The organism is uncultured Aquimarina sp. (assembly GCF_947496855.1).
Classification (GTDB): domain Bacteria; phylum Bacteroidota; class Bacteroidia; order Flavobacteriales; family Flavobacteriaceae; genus Aquimarina.
On sequence record NZ_CANMED010000004.1, the window covers coordinates 80,017 to 98,221 of the forward strand.

The following is an 18,205-nucleotide window of genomic DNA, read 5'->3' on the forward strand; positions in this document are numbered from 1 at the left end:
CAAAACTATTCTTTTCCATCCACATAATCTTGTAAATAAGCATATCTAGCTGTTAATTTACCATTTTGTGTCATTCTTGCACGTTCTAAAACTCCATCCGCATCTTTATTAAAAAATGCAGGAATCACGTGTTCCAAAAACATATCTCCAAAACCTTCACTAGCATCCTTAGGCAACTCACAAGGCAAATTATCTACCGCCATAACTACTATGGCTTCCGGATCTTTATAATCCAACTCTTCTTCTCTACCAGGGTGGTATCCATAAATAGGATCCGCAATAGTAGAAGATCGAATCGTAGTAGCTACCGGGCCATCGATATCGCAAGAAACATCCGCAACTACACTGATATTAAAATCTGAAGATTTCGCATCTTCTCTAGTATAAATAAAAGGAGCTCCATCACCAAAAAAGTGACCAGCGATATACATATCGCTAACTTTGGCGAATCTCATAAAATCACTGACATATTCCTGAGGATTATGATAAAAATCGTTTTTATCAATCACTCGACCATCTGTACGTTTATTATAATCCAAAACATCAATTTGCACATATACTGGTTGATCAAAAGTAGTAGTTAGATAATCATCAACTGATACTTCTTTGATCTTCATAGCGTCTAAAATTTCTTTAGCACCACATCCTACCTTACCTTTTCCAGTAAGTACGATCTTTATAATTGGTAAATTAATCTTGGTTAATTCTAATTCTAATGCTTTTTGATCGGATAAGGTTTCTGCTTTAGGAAGCTGAAAACTATCATTTTTCATGCCCAACGCTCTAAAACCATTATAAGCACCAACAATACCAGCATATCTACCAAAACCTATAAGCCTAAAACCTTTAGGGTTAACCACCACTTCGTGATCGTATAGTTCGATATTTTTATCAAGAATTGCATTAAGTAACTTTCTATTATAAGGTTGTTTTTTAATAGTATGCGAAAAGAAAAAATATTTTTTATTTGGAATCAAATCATCAATTGGAACTTCTTTTACTCCTAACAAAACTTCACAATCAGAAAGATTATCAACAATCTCAAAACCTGCAGCTTTATAATCTGCATCGGTAAAAATTCTAATATCAGAACTTTCTACCTTAAAAGAAGCCTCAGAAAATTTAGACGTTGTGTCACTAAGACCATTTGGCGAGAATACTACCCGACGATCTGGCGGGTTTTTTCGTTCTCTGATAATTCCGAATGTAGTCATATAGTTTTGGTATATATTTTGTTTATGTAAAAGCGCGGCTAAGATATGACAAATATGATTATCTTTGCCAACCTAATTCTGAATTCGAAATTTTGAATTGAGAATTTAAAAAATTCGGGGTCGACTGGTTTTGACAGCGAGATTAATGGGATTGTAAGCACGTCGAGCTATGAAGTTAATGCTCGTTAATATCTATTTCACCTTTTTAAACGGCGAGAATAACTACGCCCTAGCTGCATAATCTGAATTTTAGTAGGATAATGCCTCGGTCTACAAGGTAGACAAGCAGGATACTCTTCAAAAGCCTTGGTTTATGGCGTTTGGTTTTGAGTATCGTAAAAGTAAACCTAGAAATTATAGTGTCTTGATATAATTTCGAAACTTAATTAAGAATAAGTAGTGCGTTGGTTGTTTTTGACCGGCAAGCTAACGAAAATCTAAACAAAAACTAAGCGTGTAGAAAGCAGTTGTATTACTTGTTTGGACGAGGGTTCGAATCCCTCCGACTCCACAAAAAACTCCCGAATCACCAATGATTACGGGAGTTTTAATTTTTAGTCGACAATTTGGTCGACAATTACGATTCATAATACCTAAAAAAGCACCTAATATCTTCTTGTAAAAAGATTTGCATGATTTACGTTCTACTCATTATTTAATAATTTTTAATTGCCTAGCTATATCTTGTGTGAATTTTGACATTGGTCGTTTGTGGATATCCTTAACGCTAGTATAATTACCAACTAATAACCTTTCTACCATAGGAATTTTATTAGGATATAGTATTTTAAAAGATTCGCTCAAAGACTTTAAATAACTTTTATTATAAATCATTGATTTAAGTACGAGTTCTTCTGCCAAATCTTTCTGTGTTGAATAAATCCCTTCTATGTCAAAATTTTCATTAAACCCCTTATTAAATGGATCATCAAACTTTACTATCAGTTTCTCCTTAACTCCGTTTACTCTGTAAGAAACAATTGATTTTTTATCTAGTCGAAATTTAAAAAGTGAACCTTTTAAATCAGTTGGATCATCAGAATAAATATCGAAATTCACAGCATTTGCGCTTTTTTTACCATTACATGAAGCGCACACAGGTATTAAATTAAAAAACGAAATACTAAAACAAGGATATTCGGATTTAGGTAAAAAATGATCAACTTGAAATTTAGCAGATTTCCCTCCTTTAAAAGATCTAACGGTAACAGCCAATTGAGAATTGCAATAAACACAAGTTTTTAAACCTGTACTCTCAAAATAACCTGCATAATAATCGTTTCTTAATTTTGAGTATCCCATTCGATTAAGCAATTCATTTTTAAAAGGTTTATGATACTTAGACATTTCAACACCTGTTATTTCTTCATCAAATAACTCTTTATAAGTATCAATATCTAGAGGCTTAGCTTTTACAATAGCTTCAAAATCATCTATTAAAATATCTAAATAATTAATTTCTTCTTGGGATAACGGTAATTGAATTCTTGGATTATTTCTACCACCACTCTTATCAGGTACTGCTCTGAAATTAATGACATTTTCTTTCGCTGTTGATATTAATTGATCAATCTCGGTAGCATTAGACTCCAAAATAGTTGATATTATATTTTGATTAATAGAAATCATACATTATTGTCATTTTTTCTTTTCAATTCTTGAAGTTTTGCAATTTCATCATCAATCTTTTTCTCAGTATAAAACTTACTTAAATACAACTCTTTAAGGTCATACTTTAATAATGGCTCTCCTATTATTCCAATAAACTCTTCTGCTAAGTTAGGGTTCCAATACTCTTTTTGTTTTTCACTATTTTTTGACACTGATTCTCCTTCATCATCTGTTAGGAATCTAAGTAAATCTTTAATTTTTTCCTTAGCATATTCACCCATAAAGCCTTTTTTTAGAAAAAAATCATTAGCCAGCAAATCATGTACATTAGCTGCGTAGGTTTGTTCCTCTATATTTTCAATTTTACCGTCTTCTAACCTCAGAATATTTGATGTCGGAATATCAGAAAGAATAAAAGGTGAATGTGTTAGAAATATGATATTAAATTTATAATTATTACTTTTTATAAGATTTATAGATTTAATTAATTCATTAATATAAATCCTCTGAAATTCTGGATGAAAATAAAGTTCTATTTCATCCAAAATTATATTATAGTATTTGTAAGAAACACTATCTTCTAATTCCATCGAATAAATAGAATCAAGATTGAGTAAATGATATATAATTGAATTTATACTATATATCATTTGTTTCTCACCAGAACTTAAATCTTTAAATAAACCTTCATCTTTAAACTCAAAATCAATTTCGAAAAAAGATGGCGGTAAATAATTAGTTAAGCTATGTCTTCTATAACTATCCTTGTTATTTTGTTCTAAATTACTTTCGCTAGGATTAATTTCCAAAAGCCATCTATTCTCCTCTAGTTCATCGTTTAAAAGAGCTTCTCTTTTTCTATTAATTTCATCTGCAATACCTTCTTTTGAAGGAGTAGAAAGTTCATAAGTGTTACTTTTTGTATTCAGACTATATAAATCATAAACTAAAAAATTAAGAGCTTGCCTAATTTTAAACGTGCTATGTGTAAAATCTTCTGCTAAACTATTAAAACATTGTTTAACAATTTCCTCCTTTGCATTAGATCTAAAGACTCTATTTTTATAAGCTTTGTACTGCGGATACTTTTTAACGACATCTTCCACTTTCTTTAAAATGTACTCTTTACAAATTCTTTTAATTTTACTATTAGAAAATGACACATCTACTAAATCATTTTTTGGGAAAAATGATTTTACTAACAAAAGAAAATAATTGTGCTTATATATGTTTTTATTTTTTGCGGTAAACTCTAAATAAATCGATTTATTATCAATATCAATAATATCAATTGCTTTCTGTTCAGGTTTTAGGCTATTTTCATCTACGATTGTAAATTTTCTAAAATCTAATTCTAAAATTATTTTGTCTACAATTTTATTATTAACCAAACTTCGCAAACTCTCTTCCTCTTTCTGCCCTTCTTCTAACTTTTTAAAAACATTCCCTAATAATCTAGACTTAGATAAATAAGTAAGTCTATTTATGTCTATTTTACCTTCTGTCCTCATTGGATTTAGCACAATTGGTGTTTGATACCCATCATTTTTATGAAAAATAGATCTTAACCAAATTCCTGTTTCATTAGTGTTTAACCCATATAAAGAATAGTTAGCCAAAATTGAATAAAAAAATGAAGCTCTTAAAAACTCATTTCTACTAGACTCTTGCTGTAAATCTGTGATTTTTAAAATATCAGGATTTGGCTTGAATCTATTTGCGAGCATATTGTCTGTAGAATAATTTTCAAATGACACTCGTTCAAAACCTTGCGTGTTTTTAGTTATACTGTATATTTTATTATCAATTAAAAAATAGATTTCACACGTAAATAATTTAAAACTTTTTAATTCATCATTTAGGCGGTTTTGATCCTCTATTGAGAGTTTATGAGTCTCTATAAAATCATTTATATTGATTAAGTTCAATTGCTTTGATAAGCAAAAAACAAATAAGCAAAAAAGTTCTACAAGAGTGCTTTTTCCACTACCATTTTTTCCTACAACTGCTGAAATACTAATATTTTCTCCATATAACTTTTTTGGAATACTAGATCTATGTTGAATTTCAATAACTTTATTTTCCTTTTCATCTAAAACAAAATGATAGTCTTGATAAAACTTATAGATATTACTTGGGCTTAAGTTTTTTAAAAATTGCATATCACAATCTTTGGTTGGTCTTATCGCTAATAGTTTAAATCCGCTCATCTATTCAAATACTTTTCCTATTCCAAATCCAGAAACATAAGTCAATTTGAAGTTTTTATTTGACCTTCTATACTTGACACAACTTTCTCCATATCGCTATCTAAAACCTTAACTATTCTCCACAATTTCAATTTCTTCTTGGGTTAAACCATACAACTCATAAACCATTACATCAATCTCTTTTTCTGTTTGATTAATTTGATTTTGCAAATCTTGCGCTTTCATTTTGTTTTCTTCAAAGAGTTCTAACCACTCAAACTCATCCTTTTTAGTTAATGTAGCTATAACTTCTTTGTTTTCTGAAACAAGTATTTTGTTATTAGCTTTTATCGCTTTGTTAAGTTCTTTAATGAAATTACTAAAATCCAATAAATGCCAGTTCTGTAATTTTTTTGAAGTCTTAGTAAAAGACAAGGAAGATTTTATATAAAATATAAAGTTCGTTTTGTAAGTATGATGCTTCTGTTGTAAGTCGGAAAGGTCTTTACTTTTATTAGCTAAATACAATTGACTTTCTAAATTTACATATGGGATTTTTAACAACTTTATGTCAGTCATCATAATTTGAGGAAATGCTTGCTCATTAGTAATCATTTTTTGTCTTACTATATATGTAAGCATTTTCGAATTAAATAGCGCCAATAAATAGAAAATATTCAAATCATTGGACTTAAGTGAACAAGAATACAGAGTGCTTTCTGTCAATGCTATTTTTTCAAGCATAACACAGCATAAATAGTTACCTGTTCTACGAATAAGAATTCTTGGAGCTATATTGTGTTTTTCAAGTTTCTTTGTACCTCCAACGATAGTAAGTTTGTTATAATCGCAATAAAATTTATTTGTTATTGTATATCGATCAATGCAATTACCCAGAAGAAAAACATTAGGTAGTTCACACTCTATTTCTGAAATAAATTCTTTTCTATTCTTAACAGCCATTCCCTTGAATAAATCACAGTAATCGTCTATGGTTTTAAAATCAAGCTTTTCATATTTTATCAATACAGGATTTACAACAGGTATAATTTCACTAACTACTTTATTTTTATTCATAAAATACTCCTTAAAAGGAATACGTTTATCAAGACTTTTAACAAAGTCAAAAATCATACTACCAGTTGTTGCATCGTCAAAAACCCAATCTTCAAAATATACGGCAGAATAAATTTTACCGTGTTTTTCCATTTCAATTACACAGTCATTATAGCTTCTTGTTTTCAGAAAACCTTCTGGAATTATAAATGAAACTATTCCATTTTCTTTAACTAAATGACAAGACATTTCATTGAAAAGAGTGTAGATATTTTTAGAGTTAGCATTAATAACACTCTTAAACTCATTCGTATAATACTTTAACCAAATGTTATTGGTATTATTAATTGTCATATTTAAGTAAGGTGGATTTCCAATAATAACATCAAAACCTCCATTATCAAATACTTTAGCAAAAGAGGATTGCCAATGGAATGCTTTATGTCCTGCAACACTTTTACTTTCAATAAGGCTGTTACCGCATTTTATATTACTACTTAAATCGTTTAGCTTTCTACGTGGTTGTGCTGTACGTAGCCATAAAGAGAGTTTTGCAATCTCAACAGATTCTTCATTAAGATCTACACCATAAATATTATTTTCCAGAATGGTATTTTCTATATCACTAAATACAATACCACCCCCTAAGATTTTTGCTTTAAGCTCATCAATATACCTATGTTCTTTTATCAAGAAATCTAATGCTTGGTTTAAGAAAGCACCAGAACCGCAAGCTGGGTCGCAAATGGTAATTTGTAATAACCATGCTCTATAATCATCTAAAAGCTGTACTAATTTTGTTAAGGTCTTTTTATTTCGATTTTTCCTGCCCTTAAAATACTCCTCTTCCTTAAAATCTAATTCAGCTTTCTTTTTATCACAAAGTTTACCTACAGTATTCTCTACTATGTACTTCGTTATATACTTTGGCGTGTAGAATACTCCGTCCTTTTTACGCTTGCTTTTTTGCTTATCAAAATCTCCTCCTTCTATTTCGGCATTAATACTTTCAATTTCATTTAAGGAGTTCTCAAAAATATGCCCCAATATGTTTACATCTACTTGACTTTCAAAATTATAATTAGCAAGTTGAAATGTATATTTATGTAGTAATTCGTTATCTATAATTAGACTATCCAAAATACCATCTGGTCTAAATAAACCACCATTGTATGCATATATCTCTTCACGTGAAGTTGTGCCTTGTCTTCCTATATCTAAGAAGTTAAAATACTGTTTAAATAAATCGTATAATGGTCGATCATCTCCAAAATCTAAATCTGCCCTCCACTTGTTTATAATCTGTACTGTAGAGTTAGGAGGTAATAAACCCCTATCTTCTGCAAAGAAAACAAATAGAAAACGGTCTATAAGTTTCTGCGACTTTTTAAATAGGGAGAGTTTTACATTTTTCTCTATAAGTTCTAATTCACTTTTTTGAGCATCATCGGTAGTTAGTTCTTTTTTTAATTCTTCACGTGCTTCCGTTTTAAGTCTAGTCCCATTTTGTTTTACCAAGTCTCGATACAACTCTCTTTTAAACACCGAGTAATCATTATAGAAGTTCTTAGTAATGTTTTCTTCCTCTACAATTGAGGCTTCTTTTATGGTCAAAGGCACATTCGTAAGTACATTCTCCTTATACAAACATAGATACAGAAGCTGAAAATCTTCCTCTGTAAGCTCAAATAGGTCAAACTCTTCAAACTCTGTTGCATCGTTAATATAAAAACGAAGCTTTTCAAAATTAGAAGTAATAACATAAACACAACCTTTTTGATTCGCTTTGTAATCAAACGCCTGTTTACGAATACTTTCTAAATCCTTAGTTTTTGTTCCTTTTAATTCAATAACACCAATTGCACCATCATTATTGAGAATAGCACCATCCGCTTTACCAGCATTCTTTTGGTTCTTAAATTCTGTTGTGAGGTTAAAATTAGGTTTAGGATTTAAAGTATACCCTAAAATATTCACAAACAACTCCGTTAGAAATGTAGCCTGAAATTGCTCTTCTTTTGAGCTACGAATATTATCCTGTATTGTAATATTCAAAAAGTACTTTACGTATTTTTTATAGGCTTTATTTATTGCTTCGTTATCTTGTTGTTTTAGATATTTCTTAAGTACAGAGATTTGATATAATGCCATAAAAATGATTAGTATAGTTATAATAGTGTTTTGTTCAAAATCAAGAGAAAATCCAGTAACAATGAAATAACACCTTAAAGCAAACACTAAAATAGTGTTTTATCAATAACTATAATACTATATTTTTTCCCTATTCTATATTTACAAAATTTTTATTTCTAAAAACAACAAATAGAAGGTTTTACCGTATACATACATCATAGATATACTTTTATATTTGTACTTTTTTATACTTAGCTATAATATGAGTTTTACAGCAAAACTGCTCTTTGATGACAAAGAGATAAATATTCTTGATTTTTCATACACTTTTAGACAGGAGAGTGATTATAATGGAAACCCATCTTCCAAACCTCAATTCGCAGGGTTATCTGTGGTAATAGAATCTACAAAAGATGCAGAATTATTAGAATGGATGGTAGATCCATTTATATCAAAGCAACTCAAAATACGAATAGAGCCAAGAGCAATGAATGGTAGAGGAAGGACTTTAGAATTTATTGATGCTTGTTGTGTAGATTATGTAGAGCAATTTACTAGCGATAGTAAAAACCCAATGACCATTAATCTAAATATTACCTCAGCAGGAATGAAAGAAGGCACTGCGGAGTTCTCAGAATATTGGAGGGTTACATATCCTAATACTGCTCCAGTAGCTGAGAGTGAGGCATCTGATAATGAACCTAGAGTTGTAGAATATTATATTACGGATACTAATAATAAAAGAATTGAAGAAACGGTAGTAGGCGAAACTATCTTTTTAAATATAGACACGCGTAACCTGATAGGTGAAAAGATTACAATTAATCTAGACGATCAAACTGTAGATTTCAAGTATGGTAATGAAGTATTGGTGAATGATACTTTAACTGATTATGAAATAGGCAGTAACCTTGAAAAAATAGAGTTAGAAGTAATTAAGCAACAAAATTAATGGGAAAGAATACTTTTAAATTACAAGTCGCAGGGATTACTAAAACTACTAGTATTGAAGTTTTTGAGGATCTAAAATTCACAGTTCAATTTGAACGTAAAGACAATTATAAAGGTGAGTTTGGTTTTGATTGGATGAGAGATGACTATGGCACTGGTGTCTCTCTAAATTATGAAGACTTAAAGAAAGAATACAAGGAAACTCAAATTAATGATCAAGAATACTTTGTTCCTTATTTAAGTATGCTTCCTGATCAAGATAAAGTTATTTTAAATTTAAAGTTAGATATTCTTGAAGGTAAAGCTCGAAAAGATGATGTTATTAAATTTCCAGCCAAAGGTGGTATAAAATTTGAACCTGAAGAAGTATCTCTTAAAGATTTGGAAAAGGAACAGGAAGAATTAGAAAAAGAAGAGGCTAAAGGTTATGAAGGTGACGTTTCAAAAATAACTCGAACAGAAGTTAAGGTTATTTGTGAAAATCCTTTGAACCAAGACACTAGTATAGAGTTATTAGATAAAAACGATGAACTCGTAGGTGAAATTATTGTTGTGAAGAATGATAAAATGTATGATCTAGATATTAAGTTTGTGAAAGTAAATATTGGTAATCCCAGATCACTTAATCATTTGAAAGAAAAATTCAATAGGAATATAAATCAAATTGAAGAGCATTTAGTTAATGGTTCTTTGAATCAAGCTTTTATTAAACCACGAATAATAAATAAAGACTTTGATAGTCTGGAGTTTATTAATCTTGATGAATTATCGGACGAAATGTTTGGTGTTAATAGAATAAATATTAACAAAAAAGGTAGAGAAGCTTTAAAAGAAAAATATCAAACCGATAACAACTTTAAAGGTTTAGTTATTTTTTATGTAGGAATGGAGAATACAAAAAGTAAAGCTGGAGACACACAAACAATCCCTCTTGATGAGCAGTTTGTATATTTATATTTAAATTCGGTATTAACAAGCGATGTTTCTCACGAAGTCGGTCACGCCTTAGGATTAGAACACTTATTTATAGAAAGCTCTGATTATGTTACTAAGTTAAATAAGAATAAGAAATTCTACGAAGATCAGCTTAAGAAAAATGAAGAATACAGAGGTGACTCAAAATATCGTCAAGATGGCGTTTTAAGTAATATTACTAAGTTGAATAACAGAATTGCTAAAATAAATCAAAGAATAAAGGATTATAATACGGTTTCACAAAACAATAAGCATAAGTTCGTGATGTCAGAAACTACTAATTTGATGGATTATAATAATAAGGGCAAAGACTTTTATCACTGGCAATGGAAGATCATGCAAAAGGAAATAATTAAATATTATAATTAGGATTCATATGAGAACAATATTTCTAATTTTTATAACAGTATTATTTATAGATTCTTGCAAAACTAACAAACCAATTGATCCACCTGTAGCTCAAGAGATTGCAGATCCTATTGAAATACAAGACGATTATAAGCCATTAGGTAATGACATTGTCTCAGGAAAGGTAATTCACAATGATTCTTCTGCTGTAGATCTAGTAGCAATCAAACTTACTGTAAACGATTCCGTTTGTGTGAATGCTTATGGTAATTTTGATGGTGTTTTTTCTATAAATTACAAAGATTCTATGATGAACGAGAACAGTTATTTCGAATTTGTATTTCGAGACTATACAATGAAGAAAATATCTTTTTTTGATTTCCCAAAGAATGGTAATGTTCTATTAGACAAAAATGGTGAACTAGTCAATTATGATCAGTACAGGGATTTTTATGAATCAATAAGAGCTTGTACGAGATAAATTTATAGATACCTTAAACCTACCAGCAGCGTTGTAATTAGTTTCAGCTAATTGAATCATTAATATTATTCGTCAGCAGAGCTGATAAATGTGGTGGCATCTCATACCCGCTTAAAAGCTCTCCTGTTGCTTTATTTTCCCAATCAGAAGTCTTTAGGTTATGCTCCCATTCACTGTAGTTACTAAGCAACTTTGCTGAGAATTTCTGTTTTATTATTTGCTGAGGTGAGTTAAAACCAAATCGATCAAAGATACGTTTACCTTTCATCGCGGTAAGAATCGTATCTAAAGCCTTGATATAGATTTGCGCTGTACTTGTCTCTTTTTCTCTTTTCTTCAAATCCGGTTCGGTAAATATTTTACTACCGTATTTTATGATCTCAATAAGCCCTCCTTCTAGATTAGTGATTTTCTTGATTTTTTGACCTCCTCTATTGGTGTATTTTGGAGTCCATAATTTTAACCATTCGGCTAATAAAACCTCAGCAGTATATTTGTCCTTAGTGATTATATGGAAGTGCGGATTATATGTTTTCTTTTTGGGATTGAAATTGCATTCTAACGAACGAACTCCAATAAGCTTTTTACCCTTCCCTCTTTGGTATCTTTTACGGTGTTTTTCTGTTATTCTTTGTATGCCTTGTGTGAATTTCTTTATATATCTCGGCAAATTGTATGCATTACATGCTTTCACAGTTAGAGTAAGAAAGTATGGTTCTTTCCATTCTCTCATTACTGGATAATATTTATTGATCATCTCAGCCTTTCGAATACTACAACACAAAGTACAAAAGCGGTTTTTACAATACTTACCGTATAATCTGCCGTCCGCTGTAACTATGTTTTGCTGACAGTAATAGGTATTCCAATAAGATTTCTCCAATTCTGGCTCTCCATTTTCCTGAGCCACCTCTATTAAGCGTAACATCATTATTTGCGTGATGGTTTTTCGTTTCGCTCTACCTTTTAACGTCTCTTTTTTGCTGAGGTCAGAACCCTCTCCATTGACAATAATGTTATTCTGTCCCGTTTTGTTTGTCCTACTTTCTGCTAATGTATCAAGGAGCTAATTGGACTACTATTGGAAACAACATAAGCCCTTCTCAAGACCTAGAACAAATTGCTATTGCTAAAACTAACTCTGATAAAATATACGCTTCTCGCTTTAATGTAGTTTATTCAAAAGATTCTAATAGTTTAAATTGGTCATCTAGTTCGACTCCTGTAAATCAATACATATCTGATCTAGAAGTTCATCCTACGGAGGAAAACACCGTTTTCATATCATATGGTGGTTATACTAATAATGGTAAAGTTTACAAATCCACTGATGGAGGAATTAACTGGCAAAACATATCTTATAATTTACCAAACATTCCTGTCTTATCATTAGAAACTTATGATACCCTAGAAGGTTCCATTTTTATAGGAACATACAATGGTGTGTTCTTTCTGGAAAACGAAACACAAGAGTGGAAAAAATATGGATGCCTACCCAATACATCCGTGAACGATATTGAAATTCAATATTTAAACGAAGATAAAATATTTATAGGAACCCACGGAAGAGGAATTTTTGAAGCCTCATTATCACCTTTACAGTGTAATGAAGTAGTTACTCCATATATAAACAACGGAACAGAATGGTTACAACAAAGTACTCTTAATGTTTGTTCTAGAGCAAATATTTATTTAGGAATTCAGAATGTAGGATCAGAAAATGTTCAAATACAATATCCAGACGGAACTATTGATGATACTCCAGATGTATCTACAGCATGGATTTTTAATGATGTCCAACCGTCGGATTCTGGTTCTTATCTTATTTCTTATGATAATGGATCTTGTATTGCACAAACAACTATTGTATTGAATGTACAGGAACCTCTCATACTTACTCCATTTGTAAATGATGGAACCAATTGGTTTCAACAGGGTGATCTAGAAATTTGTGAAGGTGCCAGTATTTATCTTGGAGTCCAAAATGCAGGCACATCTAATTTCGAATTAGAATATCCTGGCGGAACCATAGACTCAACACCTTATTTATCAACTGCTTGGCAATTGACCAATGTAGTACCATCCGATTCTGGAACTTATATTGTACGGTATAAAAATCAAAATGCCTGTGATGAAGATAGTACTCAAAATTTAAATCTAACGGTATATCCGTCGAATGCAGACTTATCTGACGCTATCCAAGTAAATATAAATAATACTGGATATACTAACATAGAAAACACCACCGAATTAAATATCAATGCAGGCAGTGATTTAAGTTTACAGTTACCATCCAATCTATACGACGGCACATTAACCTGGACAGCTCCAAATAATACTACGTATTCTTCTGAAGAAATTTCGTTTACTGCTGTTTCAGATAATAATGTTGAAGTAGAGGGTAATTGGACTGTAGAAATTGATTTTTCAAATGATTGTAACGGAGCATCCCAAACCATACAATTTACGATCAATATTGAGCCAACGCTAAGTATATCTGAATTGGATAAAAGCAATATTAATATTTATCAAAATTCATTGCTCAATCTTGTTTATATTAATGGAATTCCGAATCATTCAAAAAGCCATATTTCTGTTTTAGATATCAATGGAAAGCTTATACAAAGAACATCCCCAAATTCTTTAAATCAAACTTCGCAAATAATTGATTTATCCGCATATAGAACTGGTGTGTATATCTTGATTCTAGAATATGGAACTTCAAAATTGATAAAAAAAATAATCAAAAGTTCTTAGTAAACTATTTTATATGCAGCTATTAATAACAAAAAAACCATATCCAGATTCGTTCTTGATATGGTTTTTTATCAATTTATATAATAATAAATTTATTTAAAAATCTCTTTTTTTAAGTAATGTACAATCATCTAACGTTTACACCATCATTACCTTTATAAAACCTTTTCACCTCCATATGGTTACCTACATACACTTTAATTAGGTAAAGGCCTTCCTCCAGCAAAACAAGATCGATTTCTCTATCGAGATGCAATTTTTTCTGAATTCTAATAAAACCAGATTTGTCAATAATCTTAATTAACATAGGCTCTTTTACGTCAGATAAAATAGAAATAGATTGTTGTGCCGCCGTAGCGTCAAGCTCAAAAGAGAATGTTCTATCATTTGTAACAGCTAATACATCCATTTCGGTATAATCTAAGTTGGAATACAAGGGAGTTAAACCAACAAAAAACAACATAATAAGTAGTACTTTTTTCATAGTTTCTATTTTAAATTAAGATACTAAAAAACAATATGTTATACTGTTAAAAATCCCCCAAAAAAGCATTAAAATCATATGTTTTTAGAAAAATTTATATGTTGTTTATTGCTTCAAGATAATGTTTTCAGAAGCTCAATTTCATAAAGCTTTATATATACTGCTCCTCGTTATAAAAGTATATATACTCAATTAAAACAAACACTAAACAAAACTATTTCACTTAAAAAAGTTTGATTTCAAGAATTCATTACCTGTAAATACAAGTATAAAACTGTATAGATAATACTATATTAACAAAAACTAATATAAAATTGATAAACAAAAAGAAGGAAAAATCCTACTCATTTTGATTTAAAAAAATGAAAGAAAATATTAATAACCTAGTAAAACACTATAGTAAAAAGGTTTAGCTATTATATAATTCTCAAAATTATCGATTATAATTTATCAAAATCATATTTATTTATCCAAAAAAACACACTTTACATCGAAAAATGAAATCACTCTAAAAAAACAAAGAAATAAATTTTAACTTTAAAGTATCTCAAACAAAACTCAAATTATGAAAACCGTTAATCACATCCTAAACCATTATTCTGGCAATTATTTTTTGGAAAATTGTAAATCCAAAAGATCTTAATCCACATATTTTAATTAAATTTTCTCAACAAAGCTTTTGGAAAAAAATTCCATATAGCTCCTTAATTTTCTTCCATAAATGAACAGCTATGAAAGAATACAATGTTGTCGTTGCCTATAATGACCCCCTCAAAAGACTAGGAATAAAAGCTATGCTCGAGGCCCCCAAAAATATGAAGTTTAACTTATATGAAGACATAAGTGATTTAGAGGCTTTAAAAAAAGTGATTGTTAATCGTCAACCTAATTTTATAGTTATTGATGCCACTTTAAATTCTGATAATTCTGGTATTGAATTAGCGAAATATACTAAACTTCATGCTAATAAAACCAGAATCATTATAATGACTTTTTCTCTTGATGAGTGGTTAATTAAGGAGCTTAAAAAACTAGGTGTCAAATGGATATTATATAAGGCAGATACTGTTGAAAACATTACCAAATGTGCAGGAAGGGCGATCCAAAATAAACCATATATAAGTCGAGTATTTAGGGAATCTTGGTGCAAAGAAGAAGCCAGTCCAATTCCCAAACCATCAAATAAAATATTTAAATTACTCTCTAAAACTGAAATAAAAATTCTGAATCAGGTTGCGTCCGGTAAAACCAACAAAGAAATTGCTTTGGAACTTTTTAAAAGTGAAAAAACAATTAAAAACCATCGCCAGAATATTTGTAAAAAATTAGAGATATCTGGTGCCAACGCACTATTTAAGTTTACCATGAAATTGAAAGATATCCATCATTAAACCTTATTAATTCTCTTTTTCTCACTATTATCTTCAAAATGAGGACAAGTGCCTAATTATTTTTAAAAAAGTGTTCTTAATTTCGAGTTGAATATTATTGGTTTTCTGTTCCAAAGTAATAGATCTAGCTAATGATGCTTAATCACACAACCCACCATTATGAAAAATACTACATTAAAAACTTTTTTGGGATTACTTCTATGTATGTCAATCTCAAACGCACAGGAAATTATTTTTAGCCAAAATGAAGAACTAGTATCTTTTGATATAGAAAATAAAAGAAAGATTAATTTCAAATCAAAAAACCAAAACCTACATCTTCAATTTGTCCCATTAGATAGAATAACATTGTATGCTGAGCAAATATCATCACAAGTACAGATAACCAAAAAATATGATCTTTTTCAAGCATTACAAAGTCCTTTTGACTCGGATCGTTGGATATTTCTAGAAAGAGAACAACTCAAAGCTGGTTTTAAATTAAATGAAGTTAATAGTAAAATGGGGAAAAGTAAACTGCTTATCTCTAAAAAGAATGAAAGAAGAAATCAGATTGCGTACAAACCCATTGCTTGGACCAAGCATCCTGACAAAATATTCATTGAGGCTATATATTTAGATAGTGATAAGGAGCATGAAGGAATATTTATTTACGATATAAGCAATGGGGGCATCGAGAAAATCAATGCTCCAAAAAGTTACATCAGAACTCCTTTATTGTCTCCAGATCGTAATAAAATGATTTTTTCAGGAACATTGGATGATTCTGTAGATTATGTTCACGGTAACACAGATATTCTCTACGAGCTTAATATGCAAACTGGTAAAGTAACAACTATTATATCTTCTAAAGGACAATCAATAATTTTAAAAGGTTGGAAAAATCAAATCAGCAATTCAACATCTCAAAAAAATCAAAGTAAGTTTTCATCTCTTGATTATTACCTCCCTTGGGATGCTGGAGTAAGCCTTTGTGTATCCAGACATGGAACTCCAGGTCCATCAGGTTCACACGTTAATCAAGGAAGATGTAACCAATTTGGTCCAGGAGGACACCATGGGTATGCAGCGGTTGATTTTGCAACTTCGTTGTCAAGTGATCAAAATGTTAGAGCTGCCGCTAGCGGAACTGTTACATTTTCTGGTGTTAGTGGTAGTTTAAGCACTGGTTATGGTAGACTAGTCATCATCAGACACAGCGACGGAACAAGAACATATTACGCTCATAATAAATCACTTTTGGTGTCTAATGGTCAAACAGTAACAAGAGGACAAGTAATTGCTAAAGAAGGTACGACAGGCGGATCAACGGGAGACCATATCCATTTTGAGTGGAGAGCTGCAGGAGGAAATGCTTCTACAAAAGGAAGGTTTAAAGGAATAGGGGAACCCAGACAGGATTATCGTTATAAATCAAATAATAGCGTAGGAACTCCTCCTCCCACATCGGATACTACTGCACCTACTACGTCAATTAGTGCATCTGGAGGTAATACACAATCTGGAGATTTTACTGCTAACTTTTCTGATAATGATAATGTAGGAGTAACTCGTAGGTTTTATCAAGCACTCGAAAAATATGGAGATAATTGGTATGCGAATAGAGGAAACGGATTCTTTAATGATAATTTTAATGTACTGTATTCAGGGTACACAACAGGGACAGGAAACTGGGCAATAAGCAATGATCACCTTCGGCAATCTAACTCTTCATCGGATAACACAAAATTAAGCACCTATCTTTCTCAAAATTCCGGTTTGCCATACCTATATGAGTTTTCCGCTAAGACAGTTTCTACATCGGGTGCAAGAAAATTCGGAATCCATATTATGGCAAGCGATGCAACACAATCACAAAGAGGAAATTCATATCTTATTTGGTTCAGTGGTGAAGACAATAAGGTAAGAGTTTACGAAACAATTAATAATAATCTAAATTTCAGAGCAATTGCTGATGTTTCTCTAGATAATAAATGGGCAAATTATAAAATTACATATAGTCCCGGATTTGGCGTATTAGAAGTATTCAGGAATAATAAGTCTATTTTAAAATGGACTGACAGCTCTCCCATTAAAAACGGAAGCTCAATATCATTAAGAACCAATACGACCATAGTGGAATTTGATGATCTTAAAGTCTATAAATTCAGAGCAACAGAATCGCAAGGTATTTCTGCGGGAACAGCCGTTACAAAGGATATTCGTAGAAGAAATGGAAAAGTAAAAAGTCTGGTAAGAGATGCCGCAGGTAATTGGTCAGCTCCAGGTAATCTGGATGTAACCATCAGTACTTTAACCAAAGAAAATCCTAATCTTCAAAATGACACATATATTGAGGCAAATGATATTTTTATATATCCAAACCCAACAGATGGAACAAATGTAAAACTGAATTATCAATCCGTTTCAGATTCCTACACAGCTATATCTATTATCGATATCACTGGTCGCGTATTAAAATCTTTTAAGGAGTATTCTAAAGAATCAACTAATCAATCTATAGATCTCAGTAACTACTTTACTACTTTTCAAAATGGACAATATTTCATTAAAGTAAGTGATAAAAACGGTTCTAAAGTAATATCAGTTATCAAAAACTAGTTTGAAAATGTGTG

The 18,205-nt window shown here is 30.7% G+C and carries 12 protein-coding genes and 1 other RNA gene; 7 read left to right on the top strand and 6 right to left on the bottom strand.

All coding sequences use genetic code 11. The features are described from left to right. Positions 1 to 5: 5 nt before the first annotated feature. Positions 6 to 1,214 (bottom strand): NAD(P)-dependent oxidoreductase, encoded by a 1,209-nt coding sequence (locus Q0921_RS12635; RefSeq protein ID WP_299257353.1) that lies wholly within the window; start codon positions 1,212 to 1,214, stop codon positions 6 to 8. A gap of 116 nt (positions 1,215 to 1,330) precedes the next feature. Between Q0921_RS12635 and ssrA the strand changes: the two genes are divergently transcribed. Continuing rightward, positions 1,331 to 1,728: a transfer-messenger RNA gene (ssrA, locus tag Q0921_RS12640) on the top strand. Positions 1,729 to 1,865: 137 nt separating this feature from the next. Here ssrA and Q0921_RS12645 read toward each other — a convergent pair. The 3 genes from Q0921_RS12645 to Q0921_RS12655 form a co-directional block, all read right to left on the bottom strand. Next, entirely contained in the window at positions 1,866 to 2,843 is a 978-nt protein-coding gene (locus Q0921_RS12645; RefSeq protein ID WP_299257355.1) for an HNH endonuclease signature motif containing protein, read from the bottom strand. Continuing rightward, positions 2,840 to 5,035, bottom strand: coding sequence for a hypothetical protein (locus Q0921_RS12650; protein ID WP_299257357.1), 2,196 nt, complete (start codon positions 5,033 to 5,035; stop codon positions 2,840 to 2,842). The genes Q0921_RS12645 and Q0921_RS12650 overlap by 4 nt, the downstream gene beginning before the upstream one ends. A 108-nt stretch (positions 5,036 to 5,143) precedes the next feature. Further along, positions 5,144 to 8,221 carry a DNA methyltransferase gene (locus tag Q0921_RS12655; RefSeq protein ID WP_299257359.1) on the bottom strand — a complete coding sequence of 1,026 codons (3,078 nt, stop codon included), beginning with the start codon at positions 8,219 to 8,221 and terminating at the stop codon, positions 5,144 to 5,146. Between the two features lie 244 nt (positions 8,222 to 8,465). On the opposite strand from Q0921_RS12655, the gene tssD reads away from it, so the two are divergent. The 3 genes from tssD to Q0921_RS12670 are packed head-to-tail and all read left to right on the top strand — an operon-like array spanning position 8,466 to position 10,958. Further along, positions 8,466 to 9,155: a type VI secretion system tube protein TssD gene (gene tssD / locus Q0921_RS12660; RefSeq protein ID WP_299257362.1), complete on the top strand. Its 690-nt coding sequence runs from the start codon at positions 8,466 to 8,468 to the stop codon at positions 9,153 to 9,155. Next, positions 9,155 to 10,498, top strand: coding sequence for a hypothetical protein (locus Q0921_RS12665; protein WP_299257364.1), 1,344 nt, complete (start codon positions 9,155 to 9,157; stop codon positions 10,496 to 10,498). Before tssD ends, Q0921_RS12665 begins: the two co-directional genes overlap by 1 nt. Before the next feature lie 7 nt (positions 10,499 to 10,505). After that, a complete protein-coding gene (locus Q0921_RS12670; protein ID WP_299257366.1) occupies positions 10,506 to 10,958 on the top strand; it encodes a hypothetical protein in 453 nt (150 codons plus the stop codon). Positions 10,959 to 11,001: 43 nt separating this feature from the next. Here the strand turns inward: Q0921_RS12670 and Q0921_RS12675 are convergent, their stop codons facing one another. Next, positions 11,002 to 11,889, bottom strand: coding sequence for a protein rep (locus tag Q0921_RS12675; RefSeq protein ID WP_299257367.1), 888 nt, complete (start codon positions 11,887 to 11,889; stop codon positions 11,002 to 11,004). 122 nt (positions 11,890 to 12,011) lie between these two features. Here Q0921_RS12675 and Q0921_RS12680 point away from each other — a divergent pair, with 122 nt between their 5' ends. Beyond that, complete coding sequence (locus Q0921_RS12680) at positions 12,012 to 13,715, top strand: T9SS type A sorting domain-containing protein (protein WP_299257369.1); 1,704 nt, start codon at positions 12,012 to 12,014, stop codon at positions 13,713 to 13,715. Between the two features lie 127 nt (positions 13,716 to 13,842). Here Q0921_RS12680 and Q0921_RS12685 read toward each other — a convergent pair whose 3' ends face one another. Further along, complete coding sequence (locus Q0921_RS12685) at positions 13,843 to 14,199, bottom strand: T9SS type A sorting domain-containing protein (RefSeq protein WP_299257371.1); 357 nt, start codon at positions 14,197 to 14,199, stop codon at positions 13,843 to 13,845. 731 nt (positions 14,200 to 14,930) lie between these two features. Here Q0921_RS12685 and Q0921_RS12690 point away from each other — a divergent pair. Further along, a complete protein-coding gene (locus tag Q0921_RS12690) occupies positions 14,931 to 15,590 on the top strand; it encodes a response regulator transcription factor (RefSeq protein WP_299257373.1) in 660 nt (219 codons plus the stop codon). A gap of 159 nt (positions 15,591 to 15,749) precedes the next feature. Next, a complete protein-coding gene (locus Q0921_RS12695) occupies positions 15,750 to 18,191 on the top strand; it encodes a peptidoglycan DD-metalloendopeptidase family protein (RefSeq protein WP_299257375.1) in 2,442 nt (813 codons plus the stop codon). Positions 18,192 to 18,205 lie beyond the last annotated feature (14 nt).